Genomic DNA, 16,866 nt, shown 5'->3' on the forward strand with positions numbered 1-16,866 from the left:
ATCAGGTGGACGCGCTGCGGACAGTCGGGTCGAAGGCGTGGGCGATCGTCGGCATCGCCCTGGCCACCGCTGTCTTCGTGTTCCTGATCATCCTGCTGAAACCGCTGGTCATCGCCCTGATCGGGGCACTGATCGTGTCGCTGGCGCTGTCCCCGGCCATCGAGGCGCTGGCGCGGCGCGGTCTGCGCCGCGGGCTCTGCGCCGCGCTCGGGATCCTGTTCCTGATCGCGCTCGGCGTCGGCGTGTTCTTCCTGGTCGTGACGGGCCTGGCCAGCCAGTGGGCCGAGCTGAGCGCGGCACTGGGCAAGGCGGTGCAGGATCTGCACGGGGTGCTCACCTCGCTGGGGGTGGCGGGCTCCAACGCGGAGTCGGCACGCGACTCGCTGTCCGATCACGGGTCGACGCTGCTGTCCGGGCTCCTGCCCGCGCTGGGCAACGTGGCCGGGACCACCGCCAGCGTCTTCATCGGCACGTTCGTGTTCCTGTTCACCACGTTCTTCATGCTCAAGGACGGGCCGGCGATGGCGCGAGCGGCCGAGCCGTGGATACCGCTGGGGCGGCCGTGGATGGACCAGGTCGGCCGGATCATCCGCGGGTACGTGGTCGGGTTGACGCTGCTCGGGGCGTTCAACGCGGCGGTGGTCGGGCTGGGCGCGCTGCTGCTGGGCGTGCCCCTGATCGCCACGCTTGTGATCATCACGCTGCTCGGCAACTACGTGCCGTACCTGGGCGCGTGGGTGGCCGGGGCGTACGCGGTGCTGATCGCGCTCGCGTCCGGCGGGGTGCAGACGGCGCTGCTCATGACGCTGGTGGTGTTCCTGGCCAACGGCACGCTGCAGACCATGCTCCAGCCGTTCGCGTACGGTGCCGCGCTGCGCATGCGCCCGCTGACGATCCTGCTGGCCACCGTCGTCGGCGGGCTGCTCGCCGGCATCCTCGGCGTCATGCTCGCCGCGCCCGCCGCCGCCATCATCCAGCACACGAGCGAGTTGCTGCGCTCCCGCCGAGAGGGCGGCGGGGCCGGCGCGGTCGAGGACGGCGGCCCCGACGGCGACGACGGGCCCGGCGATCTCGCGCGGCTGGTGGCCGACACGCCCGACTGAGGCGTTGCCGTGCCCCGCGTGAGATCGCCGGGACGGGTCAGTACGTCAGGCCGAAGCCGTACGGGAACAGCGGGGTCTTCTCGTCGCCGGTGTTGACGGGTTCCTGGGCGGCGGTCGCGGGCCAGGACATCGGCAGCTTGCCGGTCGGGGCGTACGCGCCGAAGAGCACGTCGGCGACGCCCGCGCCCTCGGTGCCCGGCAGCCACGCGGCGACCAGCCCCTGCACCTGCGGCAGCTGGGCGCTGACGTCCACGGGCCGCCCGGAGACCAGCACCACGACGACGGGCACGCCCGCCTTCCGTAGGGTGGCCAGCGTGTCGAGGTCGACCTTGTCGAGCTTGACCCCGTCGGGCCGGTCGCCCTCGTACTCGGCGTACGGCGTCTCGCCGATCACCGCGATGGCCACGTCGTAGCTCTTGTCGACCCCGGTGCCGTCGGCGCTGTAGGTGACCGTGCCGCCCGGCTCGACGGCCTCCTTGACGCCCTGCAGGATCGTGGTGCCGTCGGTGATCGGGCCGGAGCTGCCCTGCCAGGTCAGCGTCCAGCCGCCGGACTGGTTGCCGATGTCGTCGGCGCTGCGCCCGGCGACGAACACCTTGCCGGTCTTCGGCTTCAGCGGCAGCACCCCGGAGTTCTTCAGCAGCACCTGCGACTGGCGTACGGCCTGGCGGGCGAGCTCCCGGTGCGCCGCCGAGCCGACCTTGTCGAACTGCGCGCGGTCGGCCATCGGGTGCTCGAACATGCCCAGCTCGAACTTCTTGGCCAGGATGCGCCGGTTGGCGTCGTCGATGCGCTCCATCGGCACGTTGCCCGCGTTGACCTCGTCGCGCAGCACCGCGATGAACTCGCGCCAGCGCTCGGGCACCATGACCATGTCGATGCCCGCGTTGATCGCCGTGCTGACCTCGGCGGGCGTGAACGCGTCGCGTACGCCGTCGAGCTGGTCGATGGCGTTCCAGTCGGACACCACGAAGCCGGTGAAGCCCAGCTCGCCCTTGAGCACCTCGGTGATCAGATAGCGGTGGCCGTGCAGCTTCTCGCCGTTGAACGAGCTGAACGAGACCATCACCGAGCCGACCCCCGCCTTGACCGCGGCCTGGAACGGCGGCAGGTGGATCTTGCGCAGCTCCTCCTCGGGGATCCGGGCGTCGCCCTGGTCCTTGCCGTCCACGGTCCCGCCGTCGCCGACGTAGTGCTTGGCGGTGGCCAGCACCGAGTTCGGGCCGCCCAGCTTCTCGCCCTGCAGTCCGGTCACGATCGTGGTCATCGAGGAGGCGATCTCGGGGTCCTCGCCGAACGACTCGTACGTGCGGCCCCAGCGGGCGTCCCGGGCGACGCACAGGCACGGGGCGAAGTCCCAGTCCAGGCCGGTCGCGGTGACCTCGGTCGCGACGGCCTCGCCGATCCTGCGGACCAGCTGCGGGTCGCGGGTCGCGCCCAGACCGATGTTGTGCGGGAAGATCGTCGCCCCGTGCACGTTGTTGTGGCCGTGCACGGCGTCCACGCCGTAGATCATCGGGATGCGCAGGCGGGTGGCCAGGGCCTCGGTCTGGAAGCCGTCGTACATGTCGGCCCAGCCCTGCGGCGTGTTGTCGCTCGGCACCGAGCCGCCGCCCGACAGCAGCGAGCCCAGGGCGTACGCCGTGACGTCGCCGCCGGTCACCTCACGGCGCTCGGCCTGCGTCATCTGGCCGATCTTCTCGTCGAGGGTCATCCGGCCCAGCAGGTCGTCGACCCGCTCGGCGACCGGGCGGGACGCGTCCAGATAGGGCGCGTCGGGATCGTACGCCCCGGTGTCGGTGTCCCTGGTCAGCCAGTAGGCGGTGCCCGCGGCGGCCAGCAGGATCACCAGACCTGCGGCGATCAGGCGGCCGCGGCGGCGGGACGGCTTCGGCGCGGCAGCCGGGGTGGCGGTTTCGATCGTGGTCATGTCGCCTTCCAGAGGGGTCGCGGCGTGGCGTGGAGGTGCCGCCACGAGTGCCCCTCTTCGCGACGACGGCCTCCGACAGCCAACACTTCCCGCGTTTCGGTGTCAACGGATTGCTGGAACATAATGCAGTGCGGATGAAACAACGGCTGTAACACAGCTTCGCGTCCGTCCCCGGTGACGGCACCGCCGAACCTGCCCGCACAGGAGATACCTCCTGAGCCACCGCCGGGGAGGCTCCCCAGGCCGACGAAAACACATCGACACACTTGTGCGGTGGTCCTAGCGTTCGCAGCATGACCCATCAGCATCCACCGGCCTTCCTCGCCGGCCCGGGAGGCGTCGCAGAGCCGCACGCCCCCGCCGGCAGCGAAGGCCGCCCCCGCGCCCTCAGCGCACCGAACGCGGAACACCTGGCGCCGCGGGGGCACCAGGTCAACCACCAGGCCGAGCAGTGGTGCCCCGACGCCGCCGCGGCTGCCTACGAGGCCACCCCGGCCGCGCTCCTTTGCCACACCCAGCGGCTCTGATCCGGCGCGACCCGAACACCGGGAACACGGGGCATTCCCGGTGAGACCGCACCACAGCACCTGAGCTCGATGCCGCGCGAGCGACCGGACGGGCCGTGAACGGCCCGGCCCGCTGCTCGCGCGGCATCGACGCGTGCCGACCGTCAGAAAGCGCCGGCCTTCACCGAGATCGCCATGCGGCGGCCGGCGTACTCGGACACCGTCCAGAGCTCGTCGGTGTTGCTGCGGTAGGTGAAGTCCTCGGTGCCCACCGGCAGCGTGTCGTAGTGCATCACGACGCTGCCGCCGGGCGTCCAGGTCCCCAGGTCGCCGTCGTTGCTGTCGCCGTCGCTGGTGGACAGGAAATACTTGCCGTTGAGGCTCAGCGCGCCCTGCATCGAGGTCACGTCCACGCGGTAGGCCCAGCTCGCCGTGGCGTCCGTGGTCGAGCCGCTGTCGTGGACCAGCTCGCGGTCGGTGTAGTCGACGCCCCACCGGACCAGGCGGGTCCCGGTGCCCGGGTTGCCGTACTCCCCGACCAGGAAGCTGTCCGGGGCCGTGGTGCGGTCCAGGGAGAGGAACGAGAAGCGCAGGTCACCCGAGCCGACCTGGTCGTACGCCAGCGACTGCGGCAGCACGTACTTGTAGCCGAAGGCCTGGTAGCTGCCGTCGGACTGGCGGCCGCACACGGCCGAGTTCGTGCTGGACACCTGCCACAGATGGTTCAGGTCGAAGACGCGCAGGCCCTTGCTGGTGTCGACGACGTAGAGGTGGTGGCCGTACCAGGCGATGCCGCCCGCGTGGATGACGACGGGGCGGTAGCTGTGCACGCCGCCGGAGGTGTACGGCTCGACGAGCAGCACGTGCCGGTACACCGGGGCGAGCGGGTCGGTGCGGTTGACGAAGCTGACCCGGACGCCCTTCTGGCCGTCGACGCCGGTGGAGTACCAGGAGACGAGCACGGCCTTGCGGTCCTCGTAGACCCCGGCGTCGAGCGCGTCGGAGCTGGTGGTGATGCCCTGCGGGATCCACTCGGCGGTGTTGTCGTCGCCGCTTTCGAAGTGGAAGCCGGCGGCGAAGTTGGTGACCAGGCCCGCGCCCTCGCTCGCGGTGATCCGCGTGGCGGTGCGGTTGCCGTCGTCGAGGACGTGCTGGACGCTGACGTTGGCCAGGGCGGCGTCCAGCCCGGCGATCGCGGTGGCGTACGAGCCGGCGCGGCGGCGCAGCTTGAACGCGGTCCGGTCGATCGCGGCGGGCGCGGCGGCGGCCGGGCTCGCGCCGATCAGGGCACCGGTCGCGCCGAGGGCGGGGATGGCGATCAGTCCGGTCAGGAGGGATCTGCGGTGAATCGACATCCGGTCACCTTAATCGAAGTGAAGGGAACCTTCACCACGTAGATCGCGGCGAAGGTTCCCTTCGTCGACTCAGTGGCAGGAGGCGGTGCCGGAGTCGTTGTAGGTCTTGCCGGACTGGGGGACGAACTGCCAGTCGTAGCTGTTGGCGTGCAGGGTGAACTTGAGCACGCCCCAGGTGTCGCTGTTGCGGGCCTGGCTGTTCGGCTGGATCGTGCCGAAGCCGTAGAAGCCCGCGCCGCCCATGCCGGCGACGAAGGAGCGAATGCCGCGGGAGCTGTCGGCCGCGCCGCTGGGGTTCATCGGGGCGAAGCGCTCGTACTGGTGGTTGTGGCCCCAGACGACGACGTCGGCGTCGTAGTCGTACAGCGCCTGGTAGAGCGGGCGGGTCGAGGTGGACGGGGCGTGGTTGGCGCCCGAGGTGAACAGCGGGTGGTGCCAGTACGCGATCGTGCACGGCTTGGTGCTGGCGGCCAGGTCGCTGCGCAGCCAGGTCTCCTGGGCCGAGCCCGCCGACATGCTGATGTTGGAGTTCAGCGAGACGACGTGCCAGTTGCCCAGGTCGTAGGAGTAGTAGCCGCGGCCCGACGGGCCGGCGACCGTGCCGAAGTAGTTGTAGTAACCGGTCGCGCCCGAGGTGTTGTAGTCGTGGTTGCCGGGCGCGGGGCGGGTGCGCGCCTTGTGGCGGCCCCAGGTCGGGTTGTAGTAGGAGTTGAACTCCGACGCGGTGCCGTTGGTGTAGACGTTGTCGCCGGTCGTGAAGACCGTGCCGGAGATGCCGTCGAGCAGCGCGGCGGTGGCGGTGTCGCCCGAGCCGGAGTCGGCGATGTCACCCGCGCCGACCAGCACCGGGTCACCCGACGGCGGCGGCGTGGACGGGCTCGGCGACGGCGTGGTGCCGGTGGTGACGACGAGTTGCGGCGAGTCCGCGCCGGTCTCGCGGGTGTCGTAGTACGCGCCGTCGCTGCTGGTCGAGCTGGCGCCGATGCTGAACGTGCCGTTGCCGGTGACGAGCGAGGTCACGTCGACCTCGTACCAGCCGTTGGCGACGACCGAGCCGAGGCTGCCCAGCGACACCCCGTCGAGGGCGGGCTTGTTGTTCCACGTCGTGCCGGTCTCCGACCACGACGTGTTCGACATGGCGCGGAACGCGCCGCCGTTGGCGCTGCCGTCGTTGCCGCTGATGTGCCGCAGCCGCAGCTTCGCGCCGGTCACCGTGCCACTGACGCCGCTGACCGTGAAGCGCAGGAACATCTGGCGCTGCGGCGAGCTGTCGACGGTGATCTGCGTCGAGGTGCCGTAGTTGGTCGACGCCGTGTCGGCCTGCACGTACGTGTCGGCGACCGGGGTGAACGTGGACGTCGCGGCGGCGGCGGTCTGCGCCGACACCGTCAGCACCGTCGCGACCGTGGCGGCGGTCAGCACGAACGCCGTGCCCGCCGTCACGGCCACGCGGCCTCTGCGGATTCCCATGACAAGAGCCCTTCTGGGGGTGTACGGCCGCGCGATCGGCGCGGCCGTGCGAGGAATGTAGGGAGGCCCGGGAACGGCCGGCACACGTTCGGGTGAACGGCGTGGGTGAGTCGGATGAGCGTCCACAGCCGACCGGTCGCTGTGACACCGTCTGTTCATCGGAAGCACGCCACGTGGTGGTGTGCGCGAGGGCCCTGCGTACCGCGGGCGGCTCAGGATGTGCCCGACGCGGGGTGGCCGCGGCGTGCCGTTATGACGGCGCCCGCCGGACGGTCCGGGTCGGATCGACCGTCGTCGCGGACGCCGTGCCGCGGGAGGAGCGTTACCGCGTGTACCTGTCCACCGTCACCAGTCCGGCCGCCACACCCCCGGCGCAGGGAGCCGGCAAACGCCGCTTCGCCAAGGTCGGCGCGAACGTGTTCGCGCTGGGCACGGTCAGCCTGATCACCGACGTGTCGTCCGAGATGGTCACCGCGGTGCTGCCGCTGTACCTGGTGCTCGGGCTGCAGCTCAGCCCGCTCGCGTACGGCATGATCGACGGGATCTACACCGGAGCGACCGCGCTGCTGCGCCTGGTCGGCGGGTACGTCGCCGACCGGACCCGCCGCCGCAAGGCCGTCGCCGGGCTGGGCTACGGCCTGTCCGCCGTGGCCAAGCTCGCGCTGCTGGCCGCGGGACGGTCGGTCCCCGCGATCGGGCTGGTCATCGCCGCCGACCGCACCGGCAAGGGCCTGCGCGCCGCACCCCGCGACGCGATGATCACGCTGTCCACGCCGCCGGAGGCGCTGGGCCGGGCGTTCGGCGTGCACCGCGCCATGGACAGTGTCGGGGCGTTCCTCGGCCCGCTGGTCGCGCTCGGGGTGCTGGCGCTGGCCGCGAACTCGTTCGACGCCGTGTTCGTGGTCAGCTTCTGCGTCGCCGCGCTGGGCGTGATGGTGCTGGTGCTGTTCGTCCGCGACCGCCGGGAGGCCGTGCCCGCCACGGCGAAGGTGTCGCTGCGCGAGGCCGCGTCGCTGCTGCGCGACGCCCCGGTGCGGCGGCTGGTGCTGGCCGCCTGCCTGCTGGGCCTGGCCACCATCGGCGACGGCTTCGTCTACCTGCTGCTGCAGCGCCGCGAGGAGCTGAGCACGGTGTGGTTCCCGCTGCTGGCCGCCGGGACCAGCCTCGGCTACCTGCTGCTGGCCGCCCCGCTGGGCGTGCTCGCCGACCGGGTCGGCCGGCTGCCGGTGATGCTCGGCGGCTACGTCGCGCTGACGGCGGCGTACCTGCTGCTGTTCGGGCCGCTGGGCGGCATGCCGCTGCTGGTGGTGACGCTGGGCCTGTACGGACTGTTCTACGCCGCGACCGACGGCGTCCTGATGGCGCTGGCCGGGCCGGTGCTGCCCGACCGGCTGCGCACCACCGGTATCGCGCTGATCCAGACCGGCCAGGCCCTGGCGTACCTGCTCTCCTCGGTCCTGTTCGGACTCGCCTGGCAGACCTGGGGACCGGCCGCCGCGTCCCGGGTCGCCGCGCTCGCGGTGGTGCTCGCCGTCGCCGCGACCCTGCTGCTGCTCCGCCCCCGCGCCGGCGTCGCGACCGGGGCGCCGCCGGGCGATACGGCGGGCGCCGACCACCCGAGCCACGAGGAGCGGACCGTCTGATGGCCGAGCTCACCACCCGCGCCCGGGTCACCGTCGCCGCGGCCGTCACCGTGCTGCTGGCCGCCGTCGCCGTCGGCTACATCCGGTTCGCCAAGGACGAGGCCGCCGCGGTCGAGGCCGCCCCGCCCGGCTCGGTCACCCTCGACCCCGGGCCGCGGCTGCTGGTCGTCAGCGACCGGCACGCCGCCACCGTGTCCCGCGACGACCCGTCCGGCACGCGCCAGGTGTCCGGGGTGGAGTGCGTGCGCGTCTACGCAGCCGCGGGCACCGGCGTGTGCATCCAGCCCGACACGGCCTGGTCGTACCAGCTGGTGGTGCTGGACCGCGAGCTGCGGCCGACCCGCTCGTTCGCGGTGCCGGGGCTGCCCAACCGGGCGCGGGTGTCGACCAGCGGGCGGATGGTCGCCTGGACCACCTTCGTCGGCGGCGACTCCTACAGCAGCGGCGGCTTCTCCACCCGCACCGGCATCCTGGACACCCGGGACGGCACGCTGGTCACGACGCTGGAGGAGTTCGCGGTGACCCGCGAGGGCAAGGCGTACCGCAACGCCGACGTCAACTTCTGGGGCGTCACGTTCACCGCCGACGACAACGCCTTCTACGCGACCATGTCCACCGGCGGCAAGCGCTACCTGGTCAGCGGCGACTTCGCGGCCCGGACGGTACGCACGGTCGCCGAGAACGTGGAGTGCCCGTCGCTGTCGCCGGACGGCAAGCGGATCGCGTTCAAGCAGGCGGTCGGCGGCGACCCGCAGCGCGGCTGGCGGCTGTCCGTGCTGGACCTGGCCACCCTGGCGGTGACCAACCTGGCCGAGCCGAACAGCGTCGACGACCAGGCCGCCTGGCTCGACGACGGCACGGTGGCGTACACCCTGCGCGGCCCCGACGGCACCCCGTCGATCTGGTCCGTGCCCGCAGACGGCACCGGCAAGCCGACCCTCCTGCTCGACCAGGCCGAGTCCCCTGCCGCCCTGGGCTGAGCTGGGTCAGCGCCACCAGGGGCGGCGGCGCTGGTCGGCCAGGGCGTGGGCCGGGGCGACCAGGTCGGCCAGGTGCAGTTCCAGGTGACGCAGGTGCTCGCCGACCCAGCGGCGGCGCAGCCGGTGCGCGGGCGTGCCGTCGCCGCCCACCCCGGCCACCTCGTCGTCGGGCGGGCTCGGCGGGACCAGCGGCGGCGGCATCGGCCCCGACGGCTCGCCGACCTGCTCGGCGAGGTTCGCGTAGAACGCGGCGAGCGCGTCGGCGTGCCGGAGCAGCGCGTCGCAGCGCGGGTCCGGGGAGGCGTCACGCGGCGTCAGGTCGTCGAGGGCGTTCGCGGTCTGGCGCAGCCGCACCCCGGAGATGACCAGCCGCCACAGGCCCTGCCGGTCCATCCGCTTCGACCCGGGTTCGGCGAGGTAGCCGCGCAGGGCGTCCTCCAGCCGGAACGCGGTCGCGGCGGCGCGGACCTCCAGTTCGGGAGGGTGCGAGCGCCGTCCCAGCGCCCACGCCACCGCCTCGGTCAGGTGCGCCCCGCCCTCGCGGAACATCTCGCCGACGCCGTCACGGACCAGGTCACCGGCCCCGCGCGGCCAGACCAGCAGGCCGGCGACGAGGCTGACCAGGCAGCCGATCGCGACGTCCTGCAGGCGCACCAGGCCCAGTGTCCAGCCGGTCGGCGCGAGGATGTTGTAGAGCACCAGGATCACCACGGTGAACGCCGCCTGGCTCGCGATGTCGGGCAGCTTGCCGGGCCCGTACGCGACCACGAACACCGCTACCGCGAGCGCGCCCCAGCTCGCCCACGGGGACGGCCCGAGCAGCGGCAGCAGCGCCGCACCGACCGCGACCCCCGCGGCCGTGCCGACGATCGCCTTGACCGCCTGCGTGCCCGTCGACGCCGCGCTGGTACGCAGCACCGACAGCGCCCCCAACAGCACCCAGAACCCGCTGCGCACCCCGCTGAGCTGCACGATCACCACGGCCGCGGACAGCGCCAGCGCCCCGCGCAGCGCGTTGACCAGCCACACCGAGCGCAGGCTGGCGTTGCGCAGCACGATCCCGGCGACCCCGGCCAGGGTGACCAGGCGGCGCAGCGGCGGCCGGTCCGGCCGGGCCATGCCGTACCAGCGGCGCACGCTGTCGCCGACGGTCAGCGGGTCGGCTCCCCGGGTCGCGATGAGCACGTCGGTGGCGAACGCGCGTACGCAGTTGGCGGTGGTCTGGCCGTAGAACGCGACGACCAGCTCCATCGGGTCCGCGTCCGGCCGGCCCTCGCCGGTCAGCCGGGCCACGCTGTCCACCCTCGCCTGCTCCAGGGCCTTCAGGTCCGGATCGACCTGCTCGCCGCGCAGCACCGCGGCCGCCTCGCGCAGCACCTTCGCCGACGCCTCCAGCGGGGCCCGCTGCGTCAGCGGGGCGTCGCGCAGGTCACCGCACCGGTCGATGCCGTCGCCGACCAGACCCTTGCACCATTCCAGCTGGTTGACCGCCCCGGCCATGGCCTGGTCGGCGATGACCAGCCCGCTCGGCCGGTACGGCGCCGACACGAACAGCGCCATCATCCGGTGTGTGGCGTCCACGACGGCGGCCCGCAACTCGGGCAGCGCGGCCCGGCGCGCCCCCGCCTCCAGCAGGTCGGCCAGCCCGACGGCCAGCGTCGCGGTGGCCCGGCGCAGCTCCGCGCCCGCCGAACGGGGCGCCATCAGCACCACGGCCAGGCCGCCGACCCCGGTCGCGAGCACCCACCCGGCGACCCGGTCGCCGATGACGCCCACCGGGGCGGCCGCCGACGCCGCCAGCATGTACGGCAGCATCGCCGCGGCCGCGCCGGAGGCGTCGTTGGGGCCGATCACGGCGGCGTAGTACGACGTGAACGCGACCACGGCGGTGGCGATCGCGGCGGCGACCACCGAGTGGCTGACCAGGGTGCCGATCACGATCAGGACCGCGCCCACGGAGGTGAGCATGGTGTGGGCCACGGCCCGGTCCCGGCGGGTGCCGCCGAACGACGCCAGCACCAGGCTCGCGAACCCGCCGAACGCCGTGAACGTCGCCACCTGCGGCGACTTGATCACCAGCAGCGCGAACGCGAACAGCGCCGGGACCAGCACCGCCGCCCGGACCGCCCGGATCGCGGCGGCGGGCGACCACAGCGTCCGCCACCAGCTCACGCCCTCAGCGTCTCCCGGATCGGGCCGTGGTGAGGTCAGTTCCGCACGAGTGGGGCGACCTCCTGCGCGGCGAACGCCATGAAACCCTCCGGGTCCGGGTCGTCGGGCGTGGGCTGCAACACCACCGTGTCCACTCCGGCGGCGGCCCAGGTGCGCACGGCCTCGGCGACCGCCTCCGCGCCGCCGGCGACGCCGTGGCCGTCCATGGTGTCGTAGCCCCAGTGGACCCGTTCGGCCTCCATCCGGGCCGCCGCGTCTCGGCCGGTCGCCACGTGCAAGTAGAGCACGACCGGGTGGTACTCGGTGCGCTCGCCCCGGGCCCGGCCCTCGTCGATCAGCCGGCGCGCCCGGCGTACCTGCTCGACGGTGGTGCCGCCGGTGAGGATGGTGCCGTCGGCGACCTCCCCGGACAGCCGCAGCGTGCGGTCGCCGGTCGCCCCGGCCAGCAGCTCGGGCCGCCGCGGCGGCGGCCAGTCCAGCGCGACGCCGTCGAGCCGGACGTAGCGGCCCTGGCTGGTCACCCGCTCCCCGGACAGCAGCGCCCGCAGCGCCGTGAGGTGCTCGCGCAGCAGCGCCATCGGCGACTCGGCCCGCGCGCCGACCTGGCCCATCCAGTCCTGCACGCCGTGGCCCACGCCGACCCGGGCCCGGCCGGGGAACAGCCGGTGCAGGGTGGCCAGCTCCATCGCGGTGATCGCGACGTTGCGCAGCGGCACCGGCAGCAGGCCGACGCCGACGGTGAGGCGCTCGGTCCAGGCCAGGGCGGCCACGGCCGCGGTGATGCCGCTCTCCAGGAAGCAGTCCTCCCACAGCCACAGCTCGTCCAGCCCGGCCTGGTCGGCGGCCTGCGCCACCGACCGCAGCCGCTCCGGCGGCAACTGCGGCACGAACACCGCGCCCACTCTGGTCTCAGGTCGTACGCTCGATTCGGTCACGCCGATCATGATGGCGCAGCGCCGCCAAGAGCGGAACCGACACCCGCCGCGGGACCGCGATCGTCGGATGGTTCCTCTACTCTGCCGTCCCATGGCCGTCTTGCTCGCCCACCCGCCGTCCGAAGCCGACCCGAGCCGGGGCGGCCGGGCATGACCGAGGACGAGCTGCTCGACCGCATCCGCGCCCGCGTGGCCGTCTCCCCCGCCTGGGACGGCCCGGCCCGGGTCGCCACCCAGGCGGAGATCGCCGAGGCCGAGCACGTCATCGGCTTCCCCGTGCCGCCGCTGCTGCGCCGGATCTACCTGGAGGTCGCCAACGGCGGCTTCGGGCCCTGGGACAGCGTCATCGGGGTCGGCGAAAGCGCCTGGACCAGCGACGCCCTGGACATCGTCGAGCTGTACCAGGGCTTCAGCACCCGGCCGGAGGGTCATCCGCCGGGGATGGTCCCGGTGTACGACGTGGGCTGCGCGATGTGGTGGCTGGTCGACTTCAGCGACCCGGCCGGCCCGATGTGGGGGTGGGACACGTCCAGCTGCTGCTTCGTGCATGCGCTGTCACCGCAGGGGCTGACCCTGTTCGCGTGGCTCGCCGAGGCCCACGACGGCCGGGACGCCCGCCGCATCGAGCCGCAGTGGGTGTGCCGGCCCGTCCCGGTCTGGCCGCCCGAGCGCCCGCCCCGCCGCACACCCCCGCCGGATCCCGCCTCCGCCGGTCCCCCGGTGATCGCCGACCCGATGGTCAAGCGGTCCGTGCTCCGCGTTCCTCCCGCAGGCACGCCACGACGTCCCGCCCCCGGCCGCGATCCCCGGCCGCGCTGGACACTGCGCTCACCGAATGCCGCATCCCGGCGTGACGGCCATTGATCACGCCGGCCGCGGCATCCCGGCGGTCGAGGCGCTGATCACGCCGGGTGCGGCGTTCCGGAGCGATCAAGCAGGCCGGGCCGTTAGCGTGGACAGAGGGCCGCGAACCGGCCACCTGCCGTGCGCGGCAGGTCCGCCGTCTGAGAGCTTCACGCGGCCCGCCGCCACACCGACGGGGGGCACCGAGATGGCCGCATCGACGCTGGAGCAGCTGCGAGCACGCGTCTCCGGGCAGGTGATCACGCCCGGCGACGCCGACTACGACCAGGCGCGCACCGTGCACAACGCCATGTACGACCGGCGGCCGCGCGCGGTGGTGCGCTGCACGAGCACCGCCGACGTGCAGGCGGTGGTCGACTTCGCCCGCGAGAACGGCCTGGACCTGGCGGTACGCGGCGGCGGGCACAGCGTGCCCGGCTTCGGCACGGTCGACGACGGGATCGTGGCGGACCTGTCCGGCATGCGCGCCGTCACCGTGGACCCGCACGCCCGCACCGCCCACGCGGGCGGCGGCGCGACCTGGGGCGACTACAACGCCGCGACCGGCGAGCACGGGCTGGCCTCGACCGGCGGCATCATCTCCACCACCGGCGTCGGCGGGCTCACCCTCGGCGGCGGCATCGGCTACCTCGCCCGCGGCCTGGGCCTGTCCTGCGACAACCTGCTCTCGGCCGAGGTCGTCACCGCCGACGGGCGGGCGGTCGTGGCCAGCGAGAAGGAGCACGAGGACCTGTTCTGGGCGCTGCGCGGGGGAGGCGGCAACTTCGGCGCGGTGACCTCGTTCGAGTTCGCGCTGAGCCCGGTCGGCGAGATCTACGGCGGCCCGATGTTCTTCGAACTGGATGCCACCCGTGACCTGCTGGCGTTCTTCCGCGAGTTCATCGCGGACGCGCCCGAGCAGTACGGCGGCTTCCCCGCGTTCCAGATCGCGCCGCCGCTGCCGTTCATCCCCGCCGACCGGCACGGCGAGCCGTTCATCGCGATGGTGAACTGCTGGACCGGGTCCACGGCCGACGGTGAGCGCATCATCGACCGGATCCGCGCGGTCGCGCCGCCGGTCGCCGAGATGGTCGGCCCGATGCCGTACGCGGCCCTGAACAGCGCCTTCGACGGCCTGGTGCCGCCGGGGCTGCAGCACTACTGGAAGGCCAGCTTCGTCAGGGAGCTGACCGACGAGGCGATCAACGCGCATGCGGAGCACGGGCCGAAGGTGCCCGTGGTGAACTCGACCGTGCACATCTACCCGATCAACGGGGCCTGCCACCGGGTCGCCCCCGACGCGACCGCGTTCGCGTACCGCGACGCGAACTTCGCCGTGGTCATCGCCGGGATGTGGCCCGACCCGGCCGACAACGACGCCAACACCGCCTGGGTCCGCGACTACTACGCGGCGACCGCGCCGATGTCGGAGGAGGGCGGATACATCAACTTCATGGCCGGCGACGACCAGGACCGGATCCGGGCCAACTACCGCGACAACTACGAGGCGCTCGTCGAGGTGAAACGCGCCTACGACCCGGACAACCTGTTCCACCTCAACCAGAACATCCGCCCCTGACGGTCAGTCACCGAGGTAGATCACCGCATCGAGTTCGATGTCGAACCCGTGCAGCGCCACCGGCAGGGTGGTCCGCGCGGGCAGGTTCTCGGTGCCGAAGAACTCCACGTAGATCTCGTTCATGGTGGCGAAGTCGGCGAAGTCGCGCAGGTAGACCCCTACCCGCACCGCCTGGCTCAGGTCGCCTCCGGAGGCTCGGGCCACCTCGGCCAGGTTCGCGAAGGCGGCCCTGGCCTGGTCGGCGAACGCGCCCTTGACCCAGGTGCCGTCCGGCAGCACCGGGCAGGCCCCGGCCAGGAAGGCGAAGTCGCCCGCCACGACGGCATGCGAGTACGGGCCGCCGGGCGGGGCCGCCCCGTCCGCCTTGATGATCTTCTTCGGCATGGCAGGCGCCTCCAGGTCCGGATCGACGTGCGTGCCCGACAATCATGGCAGTGCCGCCCGCGGCGGGTGCGTCAGCCCGCGACGGGACGGTCCGGCGACACCGGCGCGCCACGCTGTGCCGCCACGTCGTGCGGACCGTCCACCAGCGCCACGCCGCCTCCCCCGAGCCGCAGCTCCTGCCGCAGATCGACGGCCTGCTCCCGTTCGACGACGGTGTGCTCGGCCTCCGGCGAGGAGCAGCGCACCCGCAGTTCACCGCGGGCCGTGCTGTCGCCCGCGGTGAGTGCGGTCAGCCGTCCGGCTTCGACGACGGCCGCCAGCGCGGTGACGGTGAGCTGCAGGGTCACCGCCGCGGTCAGGGTCGTGACGACGGAGCCGCCGACGACGACGTCCACGTCGGCCTCGTACTCCCAGGGCATGGTGAAGCTGCGGATGCTCACCTCCCGGCGCAGGCCGGGCTGGTCGCGGGTCTCCCGGGCGGCGGTCAGCAGCGCCGACCTGGTCCGCCACGCGCCGACGAACATGTCGGAGACCTCGATGTCCAGCAGCTCGGCGATCTTCGTCATGACCGCGCGCGCCAGGGCGGCCGCAGGGGCCTGCGGCTGATCGGCGACCAGTCCCGCCCCGGCCAGGCGTTCCGCGGCCGCCTCCAGCTCCCCTGCCGCCTGGCCGGGCCTGCCGGGGATGAGCTCTCCGAAGACGATGTCCCGGACGGTGGTCACGGTTCCTCCCGGTACGCGTCGTCGCGGTAGCGGAAGCGGGCGGCCCGGACCACGACCTCGATGCCCGCGGCGGCCGGCGCGGGGCGGCGAACCCGGCGGAGGACGAGCGCCGCCAGCACGATCAGCAGCAGCAGCAGCCCGAGCAGGCCGCCGCCGAGTGCCAGTGCCTTGTTCAGCCGCGCGCCGCTGCCCGGCAGCAGGTCGCTGACCGGCCCGCCGGGCCGCTCGATGCTCGCCAGGCAGACCGGCTCGACGCGCACCCGCACCGGGGTGTCCTGCGCCGTGCTGCCGGACAGCCGCACGGTCCAGGCACCCTCCAGCGGGGCGTCCATCAGCGCGGCGTGGCCGGTCAGCGGCCCGCCGGACACCATGCGGTAGCCGCCGCCGGTGAGCACCGAGCCGCCGGGGCAGCGGCCGGAGCCGGACCCGATCCGCGGCACCACGCACGCGCTCGCGGCCGAGCCGACGGCGCACAGCGGCGACGCGGAGCCCAGGTCGAACTCGGCGGCTTCGGCGGCGACCGCGGCGACCGGGCCGGTGTGGCACACGACCAGGGCGGTCACCGAGGAGCGGGCGGGCAGGTTCGCGGGCACGGTCAGGTCCAGCGCCCAGCCCCGGGTGCCGGCGGGATGGCTGCCGTCGATCCGGGCCGCGCCGAGCCGGGCGTACCAGACCGCCCAGTAGCCGCCGCCGGTGCGCACCGTGCCGTCCGGGCAGACCGCCTCGGCGGACGTGTCGGCGGGCTCGGCCTGGGCGCCCGCGTACACCCCGGCGGTGCTGTCGCCGCCGGCCAGGCAGGCGGCGAAGACCCGCAGCGTGTACCTGGCCGGGCTGATGTTGACCACGCCGACCGTCCACGCCCGCGGTGCCGAGCCGTCGCCGCCCGGCGTGCCCTGCCCGTCGGACGGATGGTCGGAGACGATCCGCAGCGCCGGACCACCGGCCGCGTAACCACCGCTGAGCAGCTGCTCGTCCGCCGCACAGGGCACCGTGAACTGCTGCGGCGCGGCACCTGGATAGACCTCGACGGCCAGGTTGCGCACGGACACCCGGCCGGCCTCGGCCCGGGCCGGGGACGCCACGACGACGGAGGCTGCCATGGCGAGCACGGGCAGCGCGACTCTGAGCAGCGCGAGGGTACGCATCGCGACCAGCGTCCCATGGGGACCGCCCCGCCGCTGTCCCCCGACCGACAGGCGGCCGCCGTGCCGGGCGCGCCCGGGGCAGGGCGGGTCCGGCACGGC

Annotated in this window: 14 protein-coding genes; 6 read left to right on the top strand and 8 right to left on the bottom strand. The window is 73.4% G+C overall.

The annotated features are described in order from the left end of the window. The first annotated feature begins 5 nt into the window (after positions 1-5). Positions 6-1,103, top strand: a complete 1,098-nt coding sequence (locus tag Cco03nite_RS03960) for an AI-2E family transporter (RefSeq protein ID WP_203688614.1) — start codon at positions 6-8, stop codon at positions 1,101-1,103. A 37-nt stretch (positions 1,104-1,140) separates the two neighbouring features. On the opposite strand, the gene Cco03nite_RS03965 is transcribed toward Cco03nite_RS03960, so the two are convergent. Beyond that, complete coding sequence (locus Cco03nite_RS03965; protein WP_203688616.1) at positions 1,141-3,033, bottom strand: glycoside hydrolase family 3 protein; 1,893 nt, start codon at positions 3,031-3,033, stop codon at positions 1,141-1,143. Positions 3,034-3,326: 293 nt separating this feature from the next. On the opposite strand from Cco03nite_RS03965, the gene Cco03nite_RS03970 reads away from it, so the two are divergent. Next, positions 3,327-3,560: a hypothetical protein gene (locus Cco03nite_RS03970; RefSeq protein ID WP_203688618.1), complete on the top strand. Its 234-nt coding sequence runs from the start codon at positions 3,327-3,329 to the stop codon at positions 3,558-3,560. Between the two features lie 143 nt (positions 3,561-3,703). Here Cco03nite_RS03970 and Cco03nite_RS03975 read toward each other — a convergent pair whose 3' ends face one another. After that, positions 3,704-4,894, bottom strand: a complete 1,191-nt coding sequence (locus Cco03nite_RS03975) for a hypothetical protein (protein ID WP_203688619.1) — start codon at positions 4,892-4,894, stop codon at positions 3,704-3,706. 69 nt (positions 4,895-4,963) lie between these two features. Next, complete coding sequence (locus tag Cco03nite_RS03980; protein WP_203688626.1) at positions 4,964-6,364, bottom strand: CBM96 family carbohydrate-binding protein; 1,401 nt, start codon at positions 6,362-6,364, stop codon at positions 4,964-4,966. 329 nt (positions 6,365-6,693) lie between these two features. Here Cco03nite_RS03980 and Cco03nite_RS03985 point away from each other — a divergent pair, with 329 nt between their 5' ends. Continuing rightward, positions 6,694-8,007 (top strand): MFS transporter, encoded by a 1,314-nt coding sequence (locus tag Cco03nite_RS03985; protein WP_203688628.1) that lies wholly within the window; start codon positions 6,694-6,696, stop codon positions 8,005-8,007. Then, complete coding sequence (locus Cco03nite_RS03990) at positions 8,007-8,987, top strand: TolB family protein (RefSeq protein ID WP_203688630.1); 981 nt, start codon at positions 8,007-8,009, stop codon at positions 8,985-8,987. Before Cco03nite_RS03985 ends, Cco03nite_RS03990 begins: the two co-directional genes overlap by 1 nt. Before the next feature lie 6 nt (positions 8,988-8,993). Here Cco03nite_RS03990 and Cco03nite_RS03995 read toward each other — a convergent pair whose 3' ends face one another. Both Cco03nite_RS03995 and Cco03nite_RS04000 read right to left on the bottom strand, forming a co-directional pair. Beyond that, the gene (locus Cco03nite_RS03995; protein WP_203688632.1) at positions 8,994-11,159 is read right to left on the bottom strand and encodes an FUSC family protein; all 2,166 of its coding nucleotides are present in this window, start codon (positions 11,157-11,159) and stop codon (positions 8,994-8,996) included. A gap of 35 nt (positions 11,160-11,194) precedes the next feature. Continuing rightward, positions 11,195-12,094 (bottom strand): LLM class flavin-dependent oxidoreductase, encoded by a 900-nt coding sequence (locus tag Cco03nite_RS04000; protein ID WP_239167092.1) that lies wholly within the window; start codon positions 12,092-12,094, stop codon positions 11,195-11,197. A 150-nt stretch (positions 12,095-12,244) separates the two neighbouring features. On the opposite strand from Cco03nite_RS04000, the gene Cco03nite_RS04005 reads away from it, so the two are divergent. Beyond that, positions 12,245-12,958 (top strand): SMI1/KNR4 family protein, encoded by a 714-nt coding sequence (locus tag Cco03nite_RS04005; protein WP_203688636.1) that lies wholly within the window; start codon positions 12,245-12,247, stop codon positions 12,956-12,958. 187 nt (positions 12,959-13,145) lie between these two features. Then, positions 13,146-14,516, top strand: a complete 1,371-nt coding sequence (locus Cco03nite_RS04010) for an FAD-binding oxidoreductase (RefSeq protein WP_203688638.1) — start codon at positions 13,146-13,148, stop codon at positions 14,514-14,516. A 3-nt stretch (positions 14,517-14,519) separates the two neighbouring features. Here the strand turns inward: Cco03nite_RS04010 and Cco03nite_RS04015 are convergent, their stop codons facing one another. From Cco03nite_RS04015 to Cco03nite_RS04025, 3 genes are all read right to left on the bottom strand, one after another. Next, positions 14,520-14,900 carry a RidA family protein gene (locus Cco03nite_RS04015; RefSeq protein ID WP_203688640.1) on the bottom strand — a complete coding sequence of 127 codons (381 nt, stop codon included), beginning with the start codon at positions 14,898-14,900 and terminating at the stop codon, positions 14,520-14,522. Positions 14,901-14,971: 71 nt separating this feature from the next. Further along, positions 14,972-15,622: a hypothetical protein gene (locus tag Cco03nite_RS04020; protein WP_203688642.1), complete on the bottom strand. Its 651-nt coding sequence runs from the start codon at positions 15,620-15,622 to the stop codon at positions 14,972-14,974. Continuing rightward, on the bottom strand, positions 15,619-16,767 hold the full coding sequence (locus tag Cco03nite_RS04025) for a hypothetical protein (RefSeq protein ID WP_203688644.1): 1,149 nt from the start codon (positions 16,765-16,767) through the stop codon (positions 15,619-15,621). The genes Cco03nite_RS04020 and Cco03nite_RS04025 overlap by 4 nt, the downstream gene beginning before the upstream one ends. Positions 16,768-16,866: the final 99 nt, after the last annotated feature.

This window comes from Catellatospora coxensis (genome assembly GCF_016862635.1).
In the GTDB taxonomy this organism is placed as follows: domain Bacteria; phylum Actinomycetota; class Actinomycetes; order Mycobacteriales; family Micromonosporaceae; genus Catellatospora; species Catellatospora coxensis.

Bases quoted from the DNA above. Each gene is read 5' to 3' on its own strand.
- Cco03nite_RS04010 (WP_203688638.1), top strand. From the start codon at position 13,146: ATGGCCGCATCGACGCTGGAGCAGCTGCGAGCACGCGTCTCCGGGCAG.
- Cco03nite_RS03990 (WP_203688630.1), top strand. From the start codon at position 8,007: ATGGCCGAGCTCACCACCCGCGCCCGGGTCACCGTCGCCGCGGCCGTC.
- Cco03nite_RS03970 (WP_203688618.1), top strand. From the start codon at position 3,327: ATGACCCATCAGCATCCACCGGCCTTCCTCGCCGGCCCGGGAGGCGTC.
- Cco03nite_RS04025 (WP_203688644.1), bottom strand. From the start codon at position 16,767: ATGCGTACCCTCGCGCTGCTCAGAGTCGCGCTGCCCGTGCTCGCCATG.
- Cco03nite_RS03965 (WP_203688616.1), bottom strand. From the start codon at position 3,033: ATGACCACGATCGAAACCGCCACCCCGGCTGCCGCGCCGAAGCCGTCC.
- Cco03nite_RS04005 (WP_203688636.1), top strand. From the start codon at position 12,245: ATGACCGAGGACGAGCTGCTCGACCGCATCCGCGCCCGCGTGGCCGTC.
- Cco03nite_RS03980 (WP_203688626.1), bottom strand. From the start codon at position 6,364: ATGGGAATCCGCAGAGGCCGCGTGGCCGTGACGGCGGGCACGGCGTTC.
- Cco03nite_RS03975 (WP_203688619.1), bottom strand. From the start codon at position 4,894: ATGTCGATTCACCGCAGATCCCTCCTGACCGGACTGATCGCCATCCCC.
- Cco03nite_RS04015 (WP_203688640.1), bottom strand. From the start codon at position 14,900: ATGCCGAAGAAGATCATCAAGGCGGACGGGGCGGCCCCGCCCGGCGGC.